Below are 23333 nucleotides of genomic sequence, written 5' to 3'. Positions count from 1 at the left end.
CTACGTGCGCACATACTTAAGTACGCACTTAAGTATTTAAGTGGGCGTCTATCTCGTGTCGTGTGATGCGTGATCATGTCACCGCTAAGGGCGCACTGTATCCGCGAGCGCTCGCATAAAGCATACAAGCATACAAGCATACAAGCATACAAGCATACAAGCATACAAGCATACAAGCATACAAGCATACAAGCATGCAAGCATATTCGTTGGTCGCGTTTCCGGCAAGCGTGTTGCCCATCGCCCCCCTCTACGATGACGATCAAAGCGCATTCATATCGATCCCGATGCAGCCACCGGTACCAACAGGCGCGCTAGCGATACACCTGATGCTACACATCAATCTGCCCTCACCGGTCGGCTATCTCCGACTTCTGTAAAAAACCCCCACGCCTGGCACGCATGCTTGGATAAGCAAAATGCTTGGTTACTTATCTACAGAGCATCGACTTGCGGGCCTTAGACCTGATTAGCTTCAAGCTTCGCTAGCGACTACAAGGGAGTTTCGGATCGAGCAGGTAAGTATTTAAGTGCATAAGCACGCAAGCACCTAAGCTCTTACTCATGTAAGCACCTACTTGCTCGCGTGAACATGCAAGCGTATACTCGCATGGCTTGCTTGCATGAACCCTCGCGTAAGCAAATGAGCAAACACCCGCCTAAGTGGGCGAGCGCGTACTTAAGGAGATTTCTAGTGAAGACAGTGGCGATTGCGTCGAGGAAGGGCGGTGTTGGTAAGACCACCACGACTGAGGTCCTAGGAGTAGAGTTGGCCCGCCGTGGAAATCGGGTGATGCTGATAGATACGGATCCGCAAGGCAGCCTTACCGAATGGTGGCAAGAGCGTGAGATTGAGGAGCCGCAGATGTCAAACGTCCCATACGAGAGCTTAGGGGCGGCCCTGAGCGTCCTGGAAGGGGAGGGGTACGACTACGTCCTCATTGACACACCCCCTGAGTCTAACGACGTTATCACTGCGACCGTAAAATTCGCTGATCTCGTGATCATTCCGGTCAAAGCAGGCCCACACGATTTGCGTGCAGTAAGGCAAACGCTGACCTTGGTGAAGGATGAAAACAAGCCCTTCGTGTTCCTGCTGAACGAAGTGACGCTCAACACGAACATCACAAAAGACGTGATGGTGGCACTGTCTCAGCATGGCAAGCTTTGCCCACCGATGCCGCGCCGCACCATCATGGTCGAAGCCGGGATTGACGGTAGGGTACCGCAGGAGCTTCGACCTAGCTGCTCGGCAGCGCGTGACATCAGAAAACTATGCGACTACGTATCGGAAGAGTTAGAATCTCAGCAAGCACGTGCTTAAGTGCTTGCTCAAGCACTTAAGCACTCACATACATGTTTAAGTATTTGCAAAGAAGGTTAGACCTTATGGCTCGTACTCCTCGAGATCTTGGCTCAATGCTCAATACGTCCAAAACAACGGAGCCTGTCACATCTGCAGCACCGTCAGTACCCAGCGTTTATCAAAACCACTTGGCTGCTACGCAGCATACGACCGAGGAGCCCGCGCCAGCAGCGAAAGCTGGACAAAACAGGACACTCAGTGTGAAGTGCGACGCTGACCGATACAGGAAACTTCAGTTGGCGCGTATCGACCTAGGGCTGACAGGCCAGGACATCTTCATCGAAGCTTTCGATCTTTGGTGCGAGAAATACGGGCGATAGACTGTATGTCGCCTAAATACGATGGCTGGCACGCGATATCACATAGCTTCTGCCACACATCGTGAGGTAGCTCAGCTCAACCTGATGCATATCCTCACTGCCGATACCTTCAGTCACAGCGTTGAGCGTCTCAAGCTTGTTGGCCGCGGTAGGCTGATAGCTGCGTACGATGTGACTACCGATCAGTGTGTCTAGCGCTTGCCAGCACTGCACTTCTAGGATTTCATCCTTAAAAGCTACCAGGACTGGTTCGGATAGCTGCATTGGGATTCGTGGCTAGCGTTCCGCGCGCTCCTGCGGCACTAGATCATCAAGACCTCTTAAACCCTGATGAGGAGCTAGTATTCGTGACAGGCGAGGGCGCGGCTACTGTGCGTCGTGGCCAGCTAGCTGCGTGAGGCATCCCTCAGGTGCTTATCGAACGGACCTGCTTGATACTTGCTAAACCTCTAATGTCTTGCACCGCAGCTAGCCAACCTGGTCGTGCCAGCTTTTCTTGGATAGGTGCAGAACTGCCGAGACATGGATCAGTGAGGTACCTCAGTTCTATAGGATAAAAATTCGGTGCTTAGGTCTGTAGCCCTGTGACATCAATCAATTTGGTGTTTGGTCCCTTTCTGAGCAAAAGGTGATCACGTGCCAGCTGGGCAGGTTGCTCTTCAGTGTGTAGGGCGTCGTCGACTCTGGAATCTCGTGCGTTGCCATGGTTCGGCGCCGTCTTTGGTGTATTCCCACCAAGGTCACAGCGTTAGGTATTCGATTTAGGCGTTTAGCGAGGTCTTAATGGCTTACGAAGCCGGTTGGACCCTCAGGACCTGCCATCAACGGATATCTCGTTTGGTTGGCTGCCATCCGGTGAGATAGGTAGGTGCGCGCAGACGTGCACGACCGCCACTACACAGGCTACGGTTCCTTAGCCGTGATTTGTAGTCGATTACAGATCCTGGGTTCTGCCAAGGCGAGCTTATCCACAACAGCCAGCCCTTTAAGAGCTTTTTAGATCTTTTTTTCTTGTTTTTCTCTTGTTTTTAAGACGCTGGAAGCCGCGCCAGCAAAGGGTTCCAAGGGGGGTATCGACTACAGAATCCGGTAATGCGACTAGACATTACGGCTGAGGCGACTACGGATTCCGGGCTAGTCGACTACAGATTCCGGGAGTCACGACTACGGATGCCGGCTGTTATCCACTGGTGAGTGGTATCGCCTGCTACAGATTGCGGCTGTACAGATGCACAGCGCTACCACGAAGGCGATAAAACGGGGGGTTGAGTTTGCTCCTTCTCGAGGCGTTGAATGTGAAAACTGCAAGAAACCCTTCCTAAGATACTGATTTTAAACGAAAAACTAAGATTTCGTTTATCTGATGGGGCTTGCAGGTTGCACCTGCCATTCTCATCGGACGCTTCGTACCAGTGGCGAGACAACGCGTTCATCATGTCTAGCGACTACAAATTGTGGTAGTCATCGCAGCAATACTTCTTGGTGGTCAACGACTACAGATTACGGCTTAGCTGTCCTATATCCTGCTGAAACGACTACAGATTACGGTATCTCGTGCCGCAAGATCCCGGTGACTTTCCGCTTTACGACTACAAATTGCGGCACCAAACAGCGGATTACGAGGTAAAAAAGGGTTTTGCTCGTCTGATCGACTACAGATTACGGCCGTTTTAAGGCCGACCTCTTCCTGACGACTACAGATTGCGGCATAGCCGCAGGTAGGCGCCTACTCCGCGGTTCGAGCGCGGTCACCGCCCACGTGATACGACTACACATTACGGTAGCCAGCCGCTCAGACCCATTACTGCGAGCCCTAAACACGTGTCGACCATGCAATGCGACTACAGATTACGGTAGTGAATCGGTCGGACCTACCATGGCGCACCAAAGGGATCCCTCAGGTGCGTGTCGCGACTACAAATTACGGTACACACGCCTCTCAGAAGGTCTCTCGGTAGCACGTCACGCTGCCTTCGAACGATCCGACTACAAATTACGGTACTCGCGCGTCCGCTCGGACGATGTTTTACTACCTGCCAATACGTCTCTCCGAGACGACTACTATTTGATTCTGCCTTGTCGTCAAGGCAGTTGATTGTCGCGCGAAAAGCGCGCCGTGTGGGCTTTTGACTCTTTCTTCGCTTGACCCAGTATCGACTACAGGGGAAGGCGCTAGCAGGGTTTGAAGGCTTCCTACCAGGTCCCTCCATGTCAAAGGTATCCACCTCCGTTCCTGATCAAGCTGACCCTCGGCCGATTCGGGTAACGAAGTCAAATACGCTTATCACAGCGTCGTATCGGCTTACCCTCAACGAGCAGAGGCTGATCTTGGCTGCGATAAGCCAAATCGATCCTCGGAAAGGGATGCCGAAGAAAATTTCTGTGTCCGCGCTGCTCTATTCAGAGATATACGGTGTGCAGCTTCGTCATGCCTACGAGCAGATGAAGGAGACGGCCGACGTTCTGTTTGAGCGCGAGGTGAAGACCTTCGATGGATCCGCAGTGGAACGTAAGCGCTGGGTCGATGCTGCGCGTTACATCGCTGGCGAGGGGAGGGTGGAGCTGTTCTTCACGATCCACGTTATGCCTTACCTATCCCGACTTCACACCAAGCTCACCAGCTACGACCTCCGCCGGGTCGCACGTCTCGACTCTACTCACTCATTTCGGCTTTTTGAGATGCTCATGCAGTTCAAAAAAACCGGATGGGCATACATCGAGATCGAGACACTAAGGACCGCTCTAGGGCTTTCTGATGCCTACCAGCGCTTCAACAATCTCCGCCAACGCGTGATTGATCCTGCTGTGGAAGAGCTGCGTACCAAGAGTAGATTGGATGTCACCTACGAGCTGAAGCGGGAGGCAAGACGTGTCGTTGCGATCAAATTTATGTTCAAGGATCTCGCTCAACAGTTACCACTAAACCTAGGTGACGAGGAGCTTGTGCCTTTGAATGAAATTGATCTGCCGGAGGATCCCAGTTTACTGCTGGCGTCCGCTTTCGAAGATTTGAGTGAGGACGATCCGAACTTCACCTTTCCCATTGATGTAGATGAGTCCGGTAGCACTTAAAGCTTGTTCTCACCCGACCGCGACCACCGTGCCGGTGAGCCGCCTGCAATCGGGCTGCAAGACGCCGGCGCCCTGATCGAGGATTGTGCGGGTGCCTAGCAAGCCGTTGGCTAGCTAGTTGGGCAGAATGGCGAACGCCCCCCACACCGGAAAGCCCGTACCTCGGGCGATTTTGGGAAAGGTCGCTGAAATCAGGGCGCTGGCCTCGGGGGCCTGGTCCAGGTTGGCCAGCATTTCGACTCGGTAGTGATCGCGTCTGAGAATGTTGGACTCCAAGGAATAGTCATCGCGGCTGATGGCGCTGCCTGGATCGATATCCTTAGTCTTATGACCGGAAGCGGCGATTCTGTGCGCTCCGTAGAGGTAGGCAGGACTTCACGACTGCAACCCGCGCAGTAGGCTACGCCCTTGGCAACGAGACTCTGAATACGAGCCTGGTCCGGCCAGCGCTGTGACCAGCCGATACGTAAGGCAACGCAGGCGCCTACGGGAATGGGCCCAAGGTGCTTTATCCGGACTTGTACGTCGGCGAGCGTCACCTGGTTCGGGTTTGTTAAGGCGCTACAGCGTCAGATGCTGTCCAGCCAGAGATGCATTGGCGCCCGATAAACCACTCAACAGCTCTGGATTCTTTACGCAGGTGGGTAAGTGCTTGAGTGCTTACGCGCGCGTTTAAGCAAAAATTAGCTGTCTTGTTCGATTGCCACCGCAACCTGTGCCTGCAGCACGTTGTCGTGTAAAGGGTAGATACCGCTATGTCTTCTTATGCAGCTAGACGCAAACCAGCCCTGCTAATCTGCATGGTGATGGGTTCAGCCGAGCCTTGCGAGCTATAGCAGCTACTGATTCGGTCTTTAGCAGAGGCGCTGGCGCGAGCTGTATCAGCAACGGCGGTCTGATCGCGCAGATGGCCCCCTTGAGCTTGTCGTATGCATACGACAAAACGGCCAAGGCATCGGACCTGCTTCAGGCTGTTAGTTGGTGTACCTCAGATTTGTCGTATGCATACGACAGATTGGATAGCCACATTTTATAGCGGCTAGTAACCGGCTGCCGCAGCGCGCGAAGGAGGTTTTTCAAAGCCTGCAGAGTGGCGCGCTGGCCAAGCACCCCACAGCCAATGCGATCTACATCGCAGCGAAGCTGATCAGGCAGGGCACGTGGACTACGCCAAGACTTTCTCATCCGGCGAAGCCAGCCCGATGCCCGCGCAGCGATCCCTGCACGCCTGGGGATTGGGCCGCGCGGGTGAATAGCCAGCGTCGCGATCAGAACTCGAACGCGATCTGAGCTGCAGTTGGGTGAACTATGCGAATGGGAGCGACCTCGACCTGATCGGCCTTGCCCGCGTACAGTTCCGCGAAACGACCCCTGACCTCAGCTCCGGTAGTGCACGCTACGTCAAGCTTCAACAATCGCGCGAAGGTCAGCCGTACGTTCGCGAGAAGATTAGCTTCCTGCGCGGTGGGGATACAGGTGGGCCAACCCGAGACGAAGTGCAGATGCCGAGGGATGGTTGCTTCTGCGGCTTCGCGCATGCGGCATACCTTTTTCGCGTTTCGGAGCTGCTCCAGCGCTTTGGGGTCGAGCAGGTGAGGCGCAATGTCGCCGAGCCAAGCGCCAGATTGAAACGCGAACGAGGACGTTGCTTCCAGGGCGACCATCCGACGATAGGTGTCCTGATTGCCAACGCAGGTCGCGGAAGCGATGAGGTCCGGTTTGGAAGCCATGATGCAAAACGAGCAGCTCACGCGGCTCATACCGTACCAGGTGTAGGCCTCATGCAGCTCCCGGCCGTGGCCCGCAATTTCTCCCAGGACCTCTGGCAGCGTCCATTCGATGATCGAATTCCACACCAGGCCCTGCAGGCCTCGCCGGCTGAGTCGGGTGTCTACCTTGGATACTGGCATCTTGCTGCGGCTGGAGCTTTCCTGGCGACGGATGCCAGTGACGTTGATGATGTCTCGTCTGGGGAATCGCTTCTTGAGGTAGCTGGCGATCACCGCACTCTTGAGCTCCGGGGTGCAGAAGCGCATCGAGGGCGTGCTCCAGGGCAGGATCAGCTTGACGCACGAAAGGTCGGCGTAGCGACGAACGTTGTTTTCCCAACGGCCCTCCCAGCGCTTCATCATCCCGCCCGCCTCACGGCGAACGACGGCGAGCTCCCAGCCGATCGCGCTCGCGAGTTCCTGGCACTTGGGCAGGCTCTGCTCCCATTCCACCGAGCCAAGATCGGCATGGATCAGCAGCCGGGGCCCTCGGTGGCCAACCTGGTCGAGGTAGGTGGCCGTTGCCAGTGCACAGGCGTCCGAGTCCTTGCCGCCGCTGACGCCGATGGCGACCGCGGCATCACGGGAGAGGAGGGCATCAATTTCAGCAGTTCGGGCAACGACAGACATGGGGAGATCCACGGTTGGAAGGACCTCTGCAGGATCTCCCAATCCCCAGGAATGCAATGTTTGCACGGTTTGCGTCCATGTCGGACCACCCTTGCATTCTCAGGAAAGGTGCCAGGGTATCGGTGAACCCCTCATGGACCTGAGACGATGGATATTCGCTACGACGATTTCGTGGAGTTACTCGAGCACCTTGCTCACGCTCCGGAGAAAGACCGGCCACCGATGAGCGTCGCGTCCGTCATCAAAAAAGTGCGCAGCACCGGCAATCCGCGGCTGTACTACGCCCGGGGCCACGTGACGGTGACCTTCCAGACGCAGTACGGGCCGTTGCAGATCGGCGAGGCCTGGGTGGCCTACCCGGGCCCGGATGACGATACGACCGAGTGGGAGGTGTTCATGGCGGTCGAGCTACAGGAGCAGGTCTGGTCATTTGGTGACACCCGTATTATCGACTAGCACGGCGTCCCGTCACCGATTGAAGCGGGTGATCTGTGCATAGAGCTGATGGATGCGATCAGTTGGGTCGGCTGGGAGCCCTATGTGGAAGCGACGCTCCCAGCGCGGGAGGCAAGCTGGAACGCGGTCAAGGATCTGTACCCTGACATCCGGGTCGACCCCTGGGGCGCGGGGTGGGGTAAGCCAGGCCGGAAGGGCAGCAAGGGCCGAAAGAGCCGCAGCGGAAAAGGCCGATCAGGCCGGAAATCGGGGACCGCGCGCCGAGGTGGCAGATAATGCGCAGTAACAACCTGCAGACAATCGATGAACCGGTGTCCTGCCCGTATTGCTGAAACCGGGTACATTTCTTCATCAAACGGCACTACCAGGGTTCAGGCGATTACTTCGTCGACCTGGACGGAGGTACTGCGGACAACACCGACATGTACTCGAACCTGAAGGTCCGCGATGGAAAGATTCTATACTGCACCGACTGCGATGAGCCGGTTGCCCAATGGCGCCCGGGTGACCTGGGCAGGGTTCTGTCGGGACGCGTCGGTGAAGAGGGGAGGGGAGATAGATAAGCCAGAGCCTGCAGGCGCCGGCTGGCGCTCCACCTGGTCTCGCTGGATAAGCCACCGCAGGGCAAGCCGTGCAACGGATGCGGCCTGTGCTGTGTTGCCGAGGTGTGCGACCTCGGCAAGGAGCTGGGTGACGAGGAGAGGTGCCTAACGTTGATTTCGCTCGGCACCGGCCGTTTTGCCTGCGGGCTGGTAGCCGATCCCTATCGGTTTCTGCCGCCGGAGCGGTTGGCGCCTTGGCAAGCGATCGACCAGCTCGCCGCGGACGGCCAGGGCGAGGAGGCCTTGAAGGAGCATTACGCCGGCCTGCTGGGCACTGGCCGCGGGTGCGACGCCGATGACGAGGCTATCCAGGCGTTCTAGGTTGAAGCTGAGGTTAATAAGCAGCTAGCGTTGCTTTGAGGACCGATCCAGCTCCCGGAATACAGGCGTTTCATTGACGGATACGCAGGCGTTGGAAAGCAACCTGGCGCTCCTCGGCGCGGATACTGCCTGGTGAGGGTAAGGCGGGCTTTCGCTCATGTCGGCGCTATTACACGTCCTCTCGATGAGTACCTGCTTTGGAATCTGTTCCATCAGCTGGTGGGTACAGCGGACAACCACGGCCGGAATACTGCCATCCCCGCGCGATGGTGAGTCCGTTCGGCTTGCCTCGAGCTGGGGCCTGGCGACCATGCTATGGATGAGCACGGTATAAGCCAGGCCACTGGATGGCCGGCGCCGATGGGGCGCGCGGACACTATCGATGTGCGCAGCTTGGGGTGATCTGGGGGCTAAGGCTCGTTTGAGCGTCCGCGTGCGCTGTCTGGAATCCTGCAGGCGAGGGTGCCGACCAGGGCTTGTAAGCACGCCCTGAGCCCGCTCCGGCAGCTGGATGGTTACCTGCTGGACGCTGATCTGCGATAGCGAAGCCCAACACCGCGTGATGCTGGGTGGATGCGAAACAACTCGCCGGGCACGCCGGCGAGATTGGTATTTAGGTGGACGGCCCCTACGAGAAGGGCCTGCTGAGACGGGGCTGTGGTCGGACGGAATGGCTAGCTGGCGAAGGCTGCGGCCAGGGCTTTGGCGCGAGCTGACACCTTCAGCTGCCGCAGCTCGGCGTCTTCGATGGCGAGAGCGCTGATGAGCTCCTCAGCCAGCAGGTCGGCAGTGCTCAGATCCGCCTGGTCGAAGTCCAGTTCCAGCTCCTTGTACTTGCTGTAGGCGGTGACCTTCGAGGCGATTGCCTGGATGGCGAGAGGTCCGTATGCATCCGGATCCTCGTGGTAGAAGGCGAGGTCGCCGACGGCAAGGTCGCCCGCTTGGCTATGCGCGCCATAGGCTTCGGCCAGGGTACGAGCGTAGGCCGCCAGCTGGTCCGCGCTCGCCGGTGTCGCCGCTTGGCCGGCGAGATCAATGATGACTTCGGCCAGCTGCGCGGCAGTGAGGAGCGCCTCCGGCTCAAACGGCAGGATCTGGTGCTGCTTCATCGACAGACCCTTCACCAGGGCATCCCGGCTCATTACTTCGATGGGACCGAAGCGGGATGGCTCGTCGCGATGGAAGACCAGGCGGCCTGGTACGACAGTGCCCGGTGCTGTAGCGGTGGTAGTGGAGGGGAGGGTTTCGGTGTTCATGGTGAGGCTCCTGGTTGATATCTACCATCCACCCTGACACAGCTTTTCAAAACGCAAGGGGCCGCTTCTTGATAGGCCTTGCGTTCTATCGATTCTCCGTACGCTGGCTGCATCTACTGCAGGCAGCCAAGATGAATTCAATAGAACCTCTCGCCCAGGAAAGGGCTTCCTTCCCCCTGGAACACTACCGCAAGGCGATCCTGCGCAAGGAGGCCTATCCCTGGGCACGTAGGTATCTCGCCGCTCGCCAGTCGGCAGCTCACCGCGACGTGCTGGCCGCGGTGCCACCTTGCCTGCAAACACCCGTCCAGCTCATAGCCGAAGCGGTCGAGTGTGGTTGGCTCGTAGTGCCCAGCGGCAAGAACGGGACGTTCAGCGCTCGCCAATTTGCCGAGCGCTGGCGGATGGCCGCAGCGCTGCCGTGGCTGCCGGACATCCTGCAGCGCGCGCTAGAGGCCGAAGCAAAAGCGCGGCACCACCGCCCCGCGGAACGCCACATCTTCGGCGTTCGGCGGCTGCCCGGGTTCGTGGATCAGGCCCTGGCCCTGCCTCACCGCCTTTCCCGGCTTCCGCTCGATCACCAGGTCGGCGCCATCACGGCAGAGCTCTGGTTCCAGGTCCTGGCTGACGTGCACGCTACGACCGCCGCGCTCGCGGCGCAGATCGAGTGCTTTGCGCCGGCGTGGATGTGGGATTCGGCCGCGCCACTCGAACACCAGGTTTAGCGCCTACGGCAGCACGGATGCGCGCACCTGCTGGTTGCCTATGTGTCGCAGACCCGTGACCGCTGGATCGATAGTCCCGAGCAGAAGAAGCTCGAGGATGTGCTGTACCGAGGGCTACCGGTGGTTGAGTACGAACGGTGGTACCTGGAGAGGGCTACGCGTGCGCAGGATGAGGAGGAGGGGCGCTGGCGCGCGCACTTCGCCCGGATCCGCGAGCTCGCCGGAATTTTCGATGACGCTCGCAGCTTTGCGCGGATACCGCTGGGGCGGCTGATCCGCGAGCTTTCGGGCGGCCGCTTCACACTGCAGCGCGAGGCAGATTCAAATCCCGGGCTGGTCGTCGAAGTCTCGCCAAACTACCTGGTGGGCGCAGGAGAAGGGATAGAGGAGCCATTCGCGCTCGCAAACTTCTGCCAGGCGCTTGCCGATGCGCTGGCCGATGCGCTGGCCGATGTTCCGTGTTCCTTTCCTGGGTACCTTGAGGCGTGCCGCCAGGCGCGCGCCTCGCTCGTCGCGTTCCAATCCGACATGGCTGCGCCCTGCGAGCGTGCCGGCTAGCGCCTGAGACGAGCTACCTGCAGGTTCACACCCCTGGCCGGCGTGAACCTGGCCCGCAGCAGTGCTGAGCTATGCGAGGATGGTGATCATCTGGCCTATAGGGAGACCACCGGTGAAGGTACGCATTGAAGTAACAGCGGACGAGCTCGAGGACATGGGGTGCGATTCGGTCGAAGAGCTTGCAGCGCGCCTACGGGAGCAGCTGGATACCGGCGTTGTGGGCGACGCCGGCGAGGCAGGGAGCGATTGGCTCGTCTCCTACGAGCTGACGGCTAAGCTCGCGGGGTAGTGGAACGTGGAAATTGTTCCTGCCTTCGGTGCCGACGTCATGTACGCCCTGATGTGGCTCTGCGTGATAGCCAGCGTCTGTAGCGCCGGTGTGTGGCTGTGGAAGTTCCTCATCAACCTGGATATCCGACAGGACTACGCCCCGGCATTTTGGGCGATAAGCCTGGCCTTGGGAGCCATGCTTTTGTCGTATGGTCAGGGTGTGCTTGGCAGTGAGGCTCCGCAGTACGAGCGAGGCGAGGCGACGCTCATCACCTTCTGGATCTTGCTGTCGGGCGTCTGCCTCTTTGGGCCTTTCGCGCTCCTATTCCATCGCTCGCCGGATTCACCCAAAGGGCCCAGCGGCTAGCCCTCCAGCCAGCCTCTTGCTGGACGCCCGCCCAGGCGGTTCGTGTCACGTGGCATCCCACTCATCCCCCGGCATAATCCGCTTCATGAACTCGTCAAAGAGCGGCACGGTGAACGCAGTATCACCATGGTTAGGGCTCCAGATCATGCCTTTGGCAATCAGGCTATTGCGGGTCGGCCCAAGGGCTGTCACACGTCGCCCGAGCTTTTCTGCAATATCCCCTGACCTATGCGGCCCTGCACCAAGCTCAGCCATGGCGCGGAGGTACTTTTTCTCAGCTGGTGTGAGCCGATCAAAACGAACCCGGAAGAAGCTCTCATCAAGAGCGGCTACGGCCTCGCCAGTGGCGCGCTCTACGTCCAGCTTCGTGATGGGGCTCTGCTCTGCCACATCCCACGCATGCTTACCCCATTCCTGAAGGAAATAGGGATAGCCCCTGGTCTGATCCACAACAAGCCCTACAGCCTCGGCTTCGAACTTGACACCCTCGTCTTCAGCCGGCTTTACGATAGCTATTGCCGCTTCAGCCTGGCTCAGCGGGCCAATTTCCGGGTAGTCGAAAAGCCGCTCTGCATAGGACTTTGCGTTACCAGCTCGCCCGCGCAGTTGAGGCAGGCCAGCACCTACCACAGTCACTGGCAGCCGGCTCTGAGCGCACCGATGGAGAGCAGAGATTAATGCGGCAAGCTCACCTTCACCCACGTACTGAAGTTCGTCGATAAAGATGACCAGCGCGGTATCGCCTTGCCGAGCGGCTGAGCCTGCTTGCTCAAGCAAGGCAGCCAAATCGCTTTCGAGATCACCGTTGTCGGCAAGGCCTGGCTCAGGGTCGAAGTCCAGCCCTACCTCAATGTCGTTGTAGGTCACCTTCAAGGCCTTGGCGAAGCCTGCCAAGGCGCGCAGGCCACGCTGAGCCATGTCTTTCGCTGCCTCAACCCGGCTTAACCGAAGTAATGCGAGGCGCAATTGGGGGGCCAGCAGCGCTGGCAGGGAGCGACCTTCAGGTGCCTCGATACGGATCGTATGAACCCCTGCGGCCTCGGCATCTGTACGCATTTGGTCGAGCAACACGGTCTTGCCCACGCCGCGCAACCCGACCATCAAAACGCTTTTGGCCGGGTTTCCTCGGCGCAATCTTGCAATGCCAATCCTCACGCGCTCACGAAGTTCACCTCGGCCAGCCAACTCGGGTGGCGGCGTGCCGGCCCCCGGAGAATAAGGATTACTGATAGGGTCCATAGCTATACAAACCTTTGGAGGTTTATCGGATTTAGATAAATCTACATAAATTCGCTACAAGCTGCAAAGTGAGCGACTTCGAACAGCCAACTCGAATGCCCGGCGAATCGTCGCCAGATCTACCGTCAAATAAGGCTTTGAGTGGTTGAGGTGCTGGTGGCCCAGGATCGTCTGCACCATCTCCCGTCGCCGGCCGCGAGTACGCGAGCAGCCAGGGAGCGCTGCCCACTAACCGACACGTAGCGCGGCAAGGTCCTCGGGCTCGCCTTTGGGAGCGGAACATCCAGCTGCAGGTCTTCGCGCCGCCGCTCCCCATTCCGGAAGGGGCCAAGGGCGTCGACTGGAATGATGTGCTGTTGCAGCTGGGGCGGATGGGCTTTCCGCAGTGGGCGAGGAGGGAAGTTGCGTGAGCAATTACCTCTTCTATCCGCGGATCGTGCCCACGGCGCCAGGCAGCCACGGTATCGACCCCTTTGCGCCGCCGGCGACGTTTGCCGGCGGCCCGGGGGAGTACCGCACGCTGGTCAAGGAGCGGTACCGGGAGAATTACAGCCGGTACCGGATCCTGCTTCACGTAAGGGCCGCAGAGGAGGGCGCTACGCTGACCTTCCTCGGACCCTACGCCGCCGAGGCTCAGCTCATCATCAATACCTTGTTCGGTCAGACCGAACACCCTGAAAGGGTCAGTGTACGCTAACCCTTTTTTCGACTGACAAACTGACCGGCCAGGCGGCGAACTGCGTAAGCTCGGCCTACGTCTATACCGTCGACAGAGCTCAGTGCCTGATCACTGACCGGGTGCTGATCAATTTGGACAGCAAGTCGCCCAACATCAGCAAGGACGTGTATCACGCAGTAATAAGCCTATCGCGGTATGGAGTGGTGATCTATACCGACAACGACAACTCCCTGGCTGAGGTGGTCGATCACAACGCGCAGAAGAACGCCGCGCTCGAAAACAAGCAGCTGCGCCTGCACGCTCAGGAAGTGAAGCGCGACGTGGCGAAGGAGCAGAAGCAGGTGAGCGCAACGGTCCGCTTGTGGACAATATACTGGAGCCAACCAAACAACGTGATCACAGCGATACCGGCTAAGCCTTCGACCTCCAAGGGGGCGCACCGCTACGGGGCCTTGCTGGGGCTTCTGGTGATGTGTTCGAATCCCATCCTTAATCGCTGGGAGGTATGCCTTGAAGATCGCCCCCGATCGCCCGGGCCAGCCGAGTTCCACAGCCGACTGTTGCGGCGCCTGCAACACAACGACTCCGCCGCCTTCCGCTAGCCTACCAATCACGCTTAGTAGTAGTGGTTGACCTGCACCTCTCCCACCACACCTACGGTGATCAATTCTGGCCGTCGATGCACTTCATGCTGGTGTAGCAGCCTTGGGTAGCGAGAATCTGTCCCTACATCAGCCGCGGAACTGTCTGCTTAGACGCGCTGCTAAGTTCCAGGGTGCCGAACGAGAATGCTTATCTAAGCACGGCGTAAGTGAGTCTTACACCGCAGCAATTGTTTGACCTACCGCGGCGAAGCGGTCGAAGGCGTAAGGCGCCGGGTTGACCAGCGGGGTGCTGCCCAGTAGAAGGTCGGCGGCCAGTTGGCCGGCGGCGGGGGCGGTGCCGAAGCCGTGGCCAGAAAAGCCGGTGGCCAGAACCAGACCGGGTAGTTGGGCGACGGGGCCCATCACCGGAAGGGAGTCGGGCGTCACGTCGATGGTGCCGGCCCAGCTCTGGGCGATACGGGCTTGTTCGAATTCCGGCCAGGCGGCCCGGAGGTTGCGCAGGGCTTCATCGTTGAGGGCCTGGTTGACGGGTGGGTCTTGTACCCGGACCCGTTCGAAGGGTGAAGCGGCACCCTCTTTCCAGCGCCGTGCCAGGCGCAGGTCGTGCAGGAAGGGCTTGCCCAGGGAGACGCGCAGGTAACTGCGCTGGGCGCGGATGGCCGGCAGGTACTGGCGGCTGAGCAACAGGTGGTCGAGGGTCAGACTGGCGTCCAGCGCGCCGCGCTGGGTGATGATGAAGCCACCGTCGCAATGCTTGCGGAAGGAGAAGTCCGGTGCGCCCACAGCGCTCTCGGTCGGACCGGCCATGGGGTGGGTGCGCAGGACTGAGCAGGTGAGCGGCAAGGTTGGCAAGGCGATGCCTTGATTACCGAGAAAGCGTCGCGACCAGAGGCCGCCGGCCAGCAGCACCTGTTCGCAGCGGATCTCGCCACGCTCGGTGAGAACGCCGCTGATGCGTCCGCCCTGAGTGATCAGCGAGCGTACGGCGCAGCCTTCGATGAGGGTCGCACCCTTGGCCATGGCCGCACGGGCGATGGCGCTGCTGGCCAGAGTAGGTTCGGCGCGGCCGTCGGAAGCGGTGAAGATCCCGCCCACCCACTGGCCCCGCCCGCGGGGCACCCGCGCGTCGATCTCTCGGCTACTGAGCAGGCGGCTGTCCAGCCCCAGATCGCTCACGCTGCCGAGCCAGCCCTGGTGCGCGGCCATGTCTTGTTCGCGGCGCGCGAGGAAGAGGATGCCGGGCTGGCGGTAGCCCACTTCGGCGCCGACCCGCGCCGGTAGCTCTGCCCATAGCCGGTCGGCGGCCTGGGCCAGGGGCACGTCCACCGCATGGCGGTTGGTCTTGCGCACCCAACCGAGGTTGCGCGAAGACTGTTCCCCAGCGATACGGCCTTTTTCCAGCAGCAACACCGGCACGTTGCGCTCGGCGAGGGTGAGGGCGGCGGTGAGGCCGACGATGCCACCGCCGATGATGACCACGGGGGCAGCCGCGGGCAATTGGCTGGAGGTCTGAACGGGAGAGATGATCGGCGCCATGGGCTAGGGTCTCGAAACGGCAGGGGCGGGTCGGTGGACGCTCAAGGCGCCAGGTTCAGGCGCACCACTTCGGCGCGGGAGGCGCCGCGGTAGGCGGTGACTTCCAACTCGACGCGGTAGACGCTCGAGCCGAGCGGCGGACAGGTCACAGTGGTGGCCGGGTCGATGCCCGAGAAGCGCTCACCGACATAGATCATTACGATGGCCACGTCTTCGGGCTGCTGGATGAACACCCGCGAGAAGACCACGTCAGCCAGGCTGGCGTCGACGGCCGCCAGGGCCGTCTCGATGTTGGCGAACACCTGGGCGGCCTGCTCGACCGGGTCGTCGGCGATTTGCTGGGTCTGGGGATTGCGGCCCGCGGTGTTGGAGACGTAGATCCAGTCGCCGACCGCGACCAGGCGCGAGTAGCTGCCGAGTTCTTCGTATTTCGAGCCGGTCTTGAGTTTGGTAATGACGGTCATAGGGATGAAGCTCCTGGAATGGGGAGGGATTAGCTCAGGGCGGGGGTGTCCCAGAGGTTGAGGGAGACGCCGATGCCCTGGGCGACGGCGTTGCGGTAGATCACTGTGCCCCAGGCGACGTCTTCCACCGGCATGCCTCCCACCGACATGACGACAATTTCGTCTTCGTTGCGCCGGCCGGGGGCTTCACCCACCACCATACGGCCGATGTCCTCGACCTGGTCCAGGCGCAGGCTGCCTTCGTGGATCATGTCCATGAAGCGCACGCCGATCACCGGCACGTGACGATGGGCGGGCTTGGGCAGCTCTTCGAACCAGGCTTGGTAGAGGCCCAGGCAGTCCACCACCTTGCGCACGTCGTCGCGTTCCATGCCGGCGTCGAGGCGGCAGGAGGCGGGCATGGCCAGGAAGGCGCCGGGCTTGACCCACTCGCGCCGGACGATAGGGTAGGTCTCGGGGTCGCCGGTGGCGCCGGAGCTGCAATAGGTCACCATGTCCGAGTCGCGCACCACGGCTTCCAGGCTGTCCACTACCTGCACGGTGGTTATCTGCGGATAGGTCTGGCTGACCCAGGTGAGGAAGTCATCGAGGCTGCGCTGGCCGCGCGCCTTGATCTTGAGGGTGTCGATCTTCGGGCATGCGGCGATGAAGGCGGCTAAGGTGGTCTTGCCCATTACGCCGGGGCCGAGCAGGCCGACCACCCGCGAGTCCGGCCGCGCCAGGTAGCGGGCGCCGACGCCGGGGATGGCGCCGGTGCGGTAGGCCGATAGCAGGTTGGCCGACATGTGTGCCAGCGGTGCGCCGGTGTCCGGGTCGCTCAGGGTGAACATCAGGATGGAGCGCGGCAGGCCCTTCTCGCGGTTAGCGATGTTGGAGCCATACCACTTCACGCCGCATTTGCCGAAGCTGCCGCCCAGGTAGGCCGGCATGGCCATCAGCCGACGATCGGCGGTGGGCTTGGGCATGGTGGGGAAGGGTGATTCTTCCGGGAAGGTGATCATCGCGCCGTGGGAGTCGCTGTTGGGACCGGCCATGCGGTAGTCGCCGCGGTAGAGCAGGCCGAACATCTCTTCCATGGTGTCGACGCAGGCCTTCATGTCGGTCACGCCGGCGCGGATCATGTCGGCTTCGGAGAGGTAGAGGAAATCGATCTTGGTGCTGGCGGTCATGGGCGGATTCCTGCGGGTGCGGCGTCAAGGTCGGGGATCGAGGCGGCCATCGCCGAGCGCGTCCTGGTGGTGTCATCGCGACCACCGGATCTACCCCTGGGAGGGCCGCACGGAGGCGGTCGCCAGGGGCGCGACTGGATGGGGGCGGACAGGGATCTAGGGCGTCTCGTGTCGTGGTCGACGAATGGGCGAAGGCCGGGACGCCAGGGCGCGCCGGGGCTTCGTGGAATTACCTTAGAAGCCGGGGCAGGCGGCGTATTGTAGTTTTCGGACAGGTTCGGGTCGGCTAGTCTGGCATGTCGTTTGCCGCCAAGAGACTTATCTGAAAACGACCTGTACGCCCGATGAACCTTTCTCCCGCCGCCGCCCAGCCGCTGTACGAACAGCCGTGGTTCGTCCTCGACTCGTCCCAGTACGCCATCAGCGCTGCGGCCGCGGGCGGCGTGTCGCATTACTATTGCTTCGACGTGGCGCAGTCGGCGTCGGCTACGGTGGTGGTGCCCGACGGCTGCGTCGATGTGATCTTCGATTGCAATGCCGGCCAGCCGCGAGCCCGGGTCTGCGGGACGGCGCTGAACGCGCGGCGGGTGGAGTTGCTGCCTAACCACCGTTACTTTGGCGCCCGTTTTCGTCCCGGAGTGATACCGGGTTTCCTCGCGGTAACGGCGGAGGACCTCACCGACCAGGAGCATGACCTGCGTGATGTCACGCCCCAAGCCGAGCGGCTGCTGGAGCGGATCGTCCTGGCACCGGGTTTCGCCGCGCGCATCCAGGCCCTAGGCGGATTCGTCGACGCGCACCTGGCAGTGCGTGGCTCACGCCTCACCCAGTGGTTGATCGCCCAGGCGCTGGCCGGCAAGGGGGATGTGCGCATCGGCCACTGGGAGGCCAAGACTGGGGTCAATCGGCGCACGCTGCAGCGGCAGTTCAAGCGCGACACGGGGCTGGCCCCCAAGGCGTTCTGCCGCATCGTGCGGGGGCAGGCGGCGATGAACACCCTGCTCGACAATCCCGAGGTGTGCTGTTCAGACCTGGCCGCCGAGCTGGGTTTCAGCGATCAGTCGCACTTTCTACGGGACTTCAAGACGCTCACCAGCACCACCCCGCACGACTATCAACGGCGCCTACGCCAGGAGGGCTACGGTCAGCGGATCCATCGGCTGGAGCTGTGAATGCGCCACGACGGTGCGGGCTGCCCCAAAGCGGGTCAACTAGCGCGCGGAGTGTTGGAGGGGTGTTCGCCGAACAGGGTGCGGTAATAGCCGGCGAAGTGGCCCAGATGGACGAAACCATGATCGCTGGCGACGTGGGCGATGGTCAGGTGATCGGCTCGGCTGGTACGCAGGGTGCGGCGCGCAGCGTTGAGGCGGATCGCCCGCAGGTATTCCACCGGTCGTAGCCCGGTGACGCTCTGGAAGCTGCGCTGCAGGGTACTGCGGCTAACGTTCAGGCGGGCGCAGATATCCAGCACCGAGAGGGGTTCGTCGGGCGATGCCAGGGTCAGCTCCTGGCTTTGGCGCACCAAGTAGGCGCTCACTGCATGGTTGCCCTGGCGCACCGTCTCGCGGCCGATAGCGCCGCGCAGCAGGTCCAGAAGGCCTTCGAGCACCTGGTCTTCGAGGTGCCGCTCCGAGGACAGCGGTGAGGTCGACAGGCCGTACTGGAGCAGCCCGGCGAAGTGCTGGCGCATCCGCTGCGCCTGGGGTGGGCCGAGCGCGAGCCGCGAGAGCCGGGCTAGGCGGCGTAGTTCGAGGGAGGAGAATTCACGCTCTGCCACGGCTTCCAGCCGGCGTTCGTCCACGGTGATGGCGAGCAGGTCCAGACCGCTGGCGGCCTGGACGGAGAACTCCTGGCCGCCATAGAGCAGGGTGATGTTTTCCTCGCCGACGCTGCGGCCCTGGAACACCCCCGGTTCGGCGGCGCACAGCGGCAGGGCTACGCACAGCCGCCCGGCCGGGGCGACCCCGCGCTGGGTCACGCGGGTGTTGAGTATCTCCTGAAACAACTGGAAACGCTCGGCCGTGAGGTGGCGCAGGGTAGTGCGCGCATGCCCCTTGCTGAGCTGATCGTAGACCTGCCGCCAGCCCACCAGGGCGCTGGCATGCACGCCGACGTCGTCGTAGTGGGCCTGGTGAAGCAGCATGCGCCGAGCCTCCGTTGAGCTGTGCGCAGCGCTTGAAGCAAAGTTCGGACCTGTTCGCGCGCCGTGCTAAAAGGGAACCGCCACCACCAACTGCGAATAGACGTTGGTGCCGTCGCCGTTGGACTGATTGCCGCCGTCGGTCGCCGAGTGATCGGGACGGTAGAGGCCCACCAGCGGAGTGACGATCAGGTTCGGCGACACGGCCCATTCCACGTAGAGATCCAGCTCGCGGGCGTCAAGGTTGAGGCTGTCGCGGCCGTGCAGCGTGCGCAGGTCGAAATAAAGCGCTCCGACGGTAACGTTCTCCAGCGGATTGACCTTGAGCCCAACGTGGGTGATGCCGGCGTTGCTGTTAAAGGGCCCGGCGTAGTTGGCCGCCACCTCGCCCTGGAACCAGGTGCCGTAGCCGGTGCTGAAGCCGGTGAACAGCGGGTCCCAGTTTTGCGAGTAGCGTGTGTAGCGAAGGGTAACGGAGGGGGTGAGGAGCGCACGGGCGAATTGGTAGCTGCCTTCGAGGTACCAGGCATTCTCGTGGTCGCCCTGGGCGTCCTGCACCGCGTACTCGGCGGAGAAGTTAGCGTGCTCGATACCCGCGCTGCCTTCGGCGCGCAGGCTGTAGGTGTTCATGCCATCGCGCCGCTGCTGGAAGTCGCTGGCCCAGCGGTCGTCCACGTCCAAGCCGTGGATCCAGGCACCCGCGACGGTGCCGGCGGCCCCGGTGTAGCCGAGGCTGCCCACTGTCATTTCGCTGTTGGCCTGGATGCGGTTGTCGGATTTGAGCCAGGCGGCGCTGCCGTTCCAGCCCTGGTCGCCGCCTACCTTGACCACTGCGGTGCGGTCGAAGGCGTGCCGGGCGGCCAGGTAGTAGGCGCCGCCGCGGTTGTAGTCGCCGTCGGCGAGCCCCTTGCCGGGGTTAAGGCCGTCGTCGTTGATGAGGAAGCCTCGGCCCAATTTGTAGAGCTGGCGCCCGAAGGAGACGTCAACACCGTCCTTGCCCAGGGCCGGGAACAGGCCGCCAGAGCGCCAGCCGGCGTAGGCGTCCTCGATCTTGGTGGTGCGTTCGGAGCCGTCGCTCAAGCCACTGGCGTCGCCGTCGCCCCAGGTGCCCGACGACACCAGGGCGAAGGCGCCGTAGAGGCTGCCGGCTTCGCCCAGGCCGGTGTCGGCCTTGAGGCCGTATTTGATGAAGCCTTCGCGCCAATGGGTGCCCCCGTCGCCGCCGTCATAGCGCTTGCGGCTGTCGAACAGGCCATACACGGCCAGGCCGTCGACGCTGACGTGGGTGTCGCCGTCATCGTACAGCGGCAGGGCGTGCGCGGTTGGTAGCAGGCCGGTGAGCAATAGGGCGGCCAGCAGACTTTGGGGGATACGTAGAGGGGACATGGGCGATTCCTTCGACCAGGTGAAAGGGGGAGGGCAGCGTGCAAGGCAAGGGGGCCGCCCGGTCTGTGCTAGGTTGGCCCCGGGGATCAAGCGGGGCTGCTTCCCAGCAGGTCGAAACGTTGCGGCGCGGTGCTGCGCAGGCGGAGCGCGAGCAGAGCGCCGATCAGGGCCGCCAGCGGCACCACGGACCACAGGGCCACGGAGATTAAGGTGCTGGCGCCGGTGAGGACGTCGAAGTGGACGAGCGCCATCAAGAAGATGACGAACAGCGCCAGCCCCGACAGCGCGGGCAGGACCAGGCAGCACAGGCGGCTGTCCAGGTGCTCGGGGTGGCTGCGGAAGTAGCTGATCACCGCTAGGCAGGTCAGAACCATCAACAGGATCAGGCTCAGGGTCGCCAGGTTGCTCAACCAGGCGAACACCTGTAGCACCGGGTCGGCCCCGGCCAGGGCGAAGCCCAGCAGCAGCACGGCGGCGATGGTACTTTGCAGCAGCGAACCAAGGTGCGGACTCTGGTGGCGCGGGTGGGTGCGGCCCAGGCGCGGCGAGAGCAGGCCATCACGACCAGTGGCGAAGAAGTAGCGCGCGGCGGCGTTGTGGAAGGCCAGCAGACCGGCCAGCAGGCTGACAACGAACAGCAGGCGGATGCTCTGGGTCAGCCAGGTGCCCACGTACTGGTCCGACAGCCCATACAGGAAGGTGATGGGATCGGGCATGGCCTGCAGCCGTTCGACGATACCGTCGGCGCCACTGCCGACAATCATCGCCCACACCGAGAAGGTGTAGAAACCGCCTACCAGCAGGACGGCGATGAAAGTCGCCAAGGGGATGGTACGCTGCGGATTCTTGGCTTCTTCGGCGTAAAGCGTGGAGGCCTCGAAGCCGATGAAGGCGGCGAAACAGAACAGCAGGCCGATGGCGGGGTTGCCACTGCTCACCTGGGTCGGCGTGAAAGCGCTGAAGTCCACCCCGTGGGCGCCACCGGAGACCAGGATGGCCGCGTCCAGCAGCAGGATGACCAGATACTCCGCCACGACCATCACCGACAGCAGTCGCGCGGAGAGGTCGATGTTGCGGTAACCCAGGCAGGCCACCACGACCAGCGCCGCCAGAGAGCAGGCCCACCAAGGCACCTGCAGGCCGAGCAGCGCGTCGAAGTTACCCGCCACCACGGCGCCGAACATGCCGTAGATGCCGACTTGGAGGATGTTGTAAGCGACCATCGCCAGCATGCCGGCGGCACCGCCCCAGACACCGCCGAGGCCGCGTGAGATGAAGGCATAGAAGCCGCCCGCGTGGGCGACATGGCGAGCCAGGCGGGTATAGCCTACGGCGAAGCAGAGCAACACCCCCAGGGCGGCGAGTAGCAGCGCCGGAGTGCCCGCACCATTGCCGAGCATGATGCCAATGGGGAAACCGCCCGCCAGGACGCTCAAGGGACTGGCGGCCGAGATGACGAAGAACACGATCATGGCAACACCCAGGGTGCCGTGCCGCAGTTGCGCGGTACCCGGAGTGGAAGGGGATACGTTCATGATGAGGGCCGTGAGTGAGGGCAGACATGGAGGGAGGCCGCCCTCGCAGGGCGACTCGGTTGTTATTGTTCAGGCGTTACAGGAAATTTGATGCTAGGCAAGCATGGCCACCCCGGCTATCCCATTTTGGTCGCCTTTCAAACGAAGCGTTCGATAAAGGAACATCGATAAAAAGTGTCGCTCAAGTTGCGCAGAGTCGCCGGGAAAGTTGGGTGGGAAAGTTGCCCGAACAGGCCAGGGGAAGTTCGCGCTGAAACGGCGGATCGCGTGTAGAGAAGGGTGTCGTCCAGGCCGGTCGGTCGCGTTGCGCGGGCCTCGGGCGACGGCGGCGGCTGGCGGGGCAGGCAAAAGGGGCTATGATCCACGGCTTTGCTAACCGGGAGGGGCGCGATGCCTAAGCAGACTTCACGAACGCACCGGTTCGATCCGGTCAGCGAGGATTTTCACAAGGAAGACTTCCCGTTCTATTGGCTCGCGCGGGTCCATGCCCGCTACACCCTGGAGATGGAGCGGCGGCTGAAGGCCATCGAGCTGGACGTGCCGCGCTGGCGGATGCTCAACATTCTCCAGGAAAACGAGGTGGCCAGCATCTCGGAATTGGCGGAATTCGCCATTGCCAAGATGTCAACGGTGACCAAGATCATCTACCGCATGAAAGAGGCGGGTCTGGTCGACACCTATCCCAATCCGCAAGATGGCCGCGTGACCCTGGTGACCTTGACCGAACGTGGCCATCAGGCGTTTTTCGGCATGCACGAAGTTACTCAGGATTTATTTCAGAAAAGTTTTCGCGGGCTCACTGAGCCACAGCTCAGAAAGTTGAATTTGGTATTGTCCAAAGTCTTCGATAACTTAGTGTAAGTGCAGA

At 61.3% G+C, this 23333-nt stretch carries 21 protein-coding genes; 12 read left to right on the top strand and 9 right to left on the bottom strand.

The window, feature by feature from the left end:
• Positions 1 to 694 precede the first annotated feature (694 nt).
• On the top strand, positions 695 to 1324 hold the full coding sequence (locus tag RND78_RS23470; protein ID WP_312732419.1) for a ParA family protein: 630 nt from the start codon (positions 695 to 697) through the stop codon (positions 1322 to 1324).
• Between the two features lie 2570 nt (positions 1325 to 3894).
• Entirely contained in the window at positions 3895 to 4758 is an 864-nt protein-coding gene (locus RND78_RS23465) for a replication initiation protein (protein ID WP_312732418.1), read from the top strand.
• Positions 4759 to 6026: 1268 nt separating this feature from the next.
• Here the strand turns inward: RND78_RS23465 and RND78_RS23460 are convergent.
• On the bottom strand, positions 6027 to 7157 hold the full coding sequence (locus tag RND78_RS23460; protein ID WP_312732417.1) for a phosphoadenosine phosphosulfate reductase family protein: 1131 nt from the start codon (positions 7155 to 7157) through the stop codon (positions 6027 to 6029).
• Positions 7158 to 7304: 147 nt separating this feature from the next.
• Here RND78_RS23460 and RND78_RS23455 point away from each other — a divergent pair, with 147 nt between their 5' ends.
• Both RND78_RS23455 and RND78_RS23450 read left to right on the top strand, forming a co-directional pair.
• Complete coding sequence (locus RND78_RS23455) at positions 7305 to 7613, top strand: hypothetical protein (RefSeq protein ID WP_312732416.1); 309 nt, start codon at positions 7305 to 7307, stop codon at positions 7611 to 7613.
• A gap of 713 nt (positions 7614 to 8326) precedes the next feature.
• Complete coding sequence (locus RND78_RS23450; protein WP_312732415.1) at positions 8327 to 8536, top strand: hypothetical protein; 210 nt, start codon at positions 8327 to 8329, stop codon at positions 8534 to 8536.
• A 674-nt stretch (positions 8537 to 9210) separates the two neighbouring features.
• Here RND78_RS23450 and RND78_RS23445 read toward each other — a convergent pair.
• On the bottom strand, positions 9211 to 9792 hold the full coding sequence (locus RND78_RS23445; protein WP_312732414.1) for a hypothetical protein: 582 nt from the start codon (positions 9790 to 9792) through the stop codon (positions 9211 to 9213).
• A gap of 131 nt (positions 9793 to 9923) precedes the next feature.
• On the opposite strand from RND78_RS23445, the gene RND78_RS23440 reads away from it, so the two are divergent.
• The 4 genes from RND78_RS23440 to RND78_RS23425 all read left to right on the top strand — a co-directional run bounded on the left by RND78_RS23440 (position 9924) and on the right by RND78_RS23425 (position 11712).
• Entirely contained in the window at positions 9924 to 10517 is a 594-nt protein-coding gene (locus RND78_RS23440; protein ID WP_312732413.1) for a hypothetical protein, read from the top strand.
• Positions 10518 to 10559: 42 nt separating this feature from the next.
• On the top strand, positions 10560 to 11075 hold the full coding sequence (locus RND78_RS23435) for a hypothetical protein (RefSeq protein ID WP_312732412.1): 516 nt from the start codon (positions 10560 to 10562) through the stop codon (positions 11073 to 11075).
• 112 nt (positions 11076 to 11187) lie between these two features.
• Positions 11188 to 11364 (top strand): hypothetical protein, encoded by a 177-nt coding sequence (locus RND78_RS23430; RefSeq protein WP_312732411.1) that lies wholly within the window; start codon positions 11188 to 11190, stop codon positions 11362 to 11364.
• 6 nt (positions 11365 to 11370) lie between these two features.
• Complete coding sequence (locus tag RND78_RS23425) at positions 11371 to 11712, top strand: hypothetical protein (RefSeq protein WP_312732410.1); 342 nt, start codon at positions 11371 to 11373, stop codon at positions 11710 to 11712.
• A gap of 45 nt (positions 11713 to 11757) precedes the next feature.
• Here RND78_RS23425 and RND78_RS23420 read toward each other — a convergent pair whose 3' ends face one another.
• A complete protein-coding gene (locus tag RND78_RS23420; RefSeq protein ID WP_312732409.1) occupies positions 11758 to 12951 on the bottom strand; it encodes an ATP-binding protein in 1194 nt (397 codons plus the stop codon).
• Positions 12952 to 13357: 406 nt separating this feature from the next.
• On the opposite strand from RND78_RS23420, the gene RND78_RS23415 reads away from it, so the two are divergent.
• Positions 13358 to 13648: a hypothetical protein gene (locus RND78_RS23415; RefSeq protein WP_312732408.1), complete on the top strand. Its 291-nt coding sequence runs from the start codon at positions 13358 to 13360 to the stop codon at positions 13646 to 13648.
• 185 nt (positions 13649 to 13833) lie between these two features.
• Entirely contained in the window at positions 13834 to 14232 is a 399-nt protein-coding gene (locus tag RND78_RS23410) for a hypothetical protein (RefSeq protein ID WP_312732407.1), read from the top strand.
• A 216-nt stretch (positions 14233 to 14448) separates the two neighbouring features.
• On the opposite strand, the gene RND78_RS23405 is transcribed toward RND78_RS23410, so the two are convergent.
• From RND78_RS23405 to RND78_RS23395, 3 genes are read right to left on the bottom strand one after another with little or no spacing between them, the layout of a single operon-like run.
• Positions 14449 to 15771: an FAD-binding oxidoreductase gene (locus tag RND78_RS23405; protein ID WP_312732406.1), complete on the bottom strand. Its 1323-nt coding sequence runs from the start codon at positions 15769 to 15771 to the stop codon at positions 14449 to 14451.
• A 41-nt stretch (positions 15772 to 15812) separates the two neighbouring features.
• Positions 15813 to 16235, bottom strand: a complete 423-nt coding sequence (locus tag RND78_RS23400) for a Rid family hydrolase (protein WP_312732405.1) — start codon at positions 16233 to 16235, stop codon at positions 15813 to 15815.
• 29 nt (positions 16236 to 16264) lie between these two features.
• Positions 16265 to 17404 (bottom strand): tyramine oxidase subunit B, encoded by a 1140-nt coding sequence (locus RND78_RS23395; RefSeq protein WP_312732404.1) that lies wholly within the window; start codon positions 17402 to 17404, stop codon positions 16265 to 16267.
• A 344-nt stretch (positions 17405 to 17748) separates the two neighbouring features.
• Here RND78_RS23395 and RND78_RS23390 point away from each other — a divergent pair, with 344 nt between their 5' ends.
• Positions 17749 to 18576, top strand: a complete 828-nt coding sequence (locus RND78_RS23390; protein WP_312732403.1) for a helix-turn-helix domain-containing protein — start codon at positions 17749 to 17751, stop codon at positions 18574 to 18576.
• Positions 18577 to 18611: 35 nt separating this feature from the next.
• On the opposite strand, the gene RND78_RS23385 is transcribed toward RND78_RS23390, so the two are convergent.
• The 3 genes from RND78_RS23385 to RND78_RS23375 form a co-directional block, all read right to left on the bottom strand.
• Positions 18612 to 19547, bottom strand: a complete 936-nt coding sequence (locus RND78_RS23385; RefSeq protein ID WP_312732402.1) for a helix-turn-helix domain-containing protein — start codon at positions 19545 to 19547, stop codon at positions 18612 to 18614.
• A gap of 66 nt (positions 19548 to 19613) precedes the next feature.
• Complete coding sequence (locus tag RND78_RS23380; RefSeq protein WP_312732401.1) at positions 19614 to 20930, bottom strand: hypothetical protein; 1317 nt, start codon at positions 20928 to 20930, stop codon at positions 19614 to 19616.
• A gap of 86 nt (positions 20931 to 21016) precedes the next feature.
• The gene (locus RND78_RS23375) at positions 21017 to 22465 is read right to left on the bottom strand and encodes an APC family permease (protein ID WP_312732400.1); all 1449 of its coding nucleotides are present in this window, start codon (positions 22463 to 22465) and stop codon (positions 21017 to 21019) included.
• A gap of 390 nt (positions 22466 to 22855) precedes the next feature.
• Here RND78_RS23375 and RND78_RS23370 point away from each other — a divergent pair, with 390 nt between their 5' ends.
• Complete coding sequence (locus RND78_RS23370; protein ID WP_312732399.1) at positions 22856 to 23326, top strand: MarR family transcriptional regulator; 471 nt, start codon at positions 22856 to 22858, stop codon at positions 23324 to 23326.
• Positions 23327 to 23333: the final 7 nt, after the last annotated feature.

Origin of the sequence: Pseudomonas oryzihabitans (assembly GCF_032027545.1) — a bacterium.
Classification (GTDB): Bacteria; Pseudomonadota; Gammaproteobacteria; order Pseudomonadales; family Pseudomonadaceae; genus Chryseomonas; species Chryseomonas oryzihabitans_F.
Note: the sequence above shows the minus strand (reverse complement) of the source record. Positions and strands in the feature narration are given on the sequence as shown.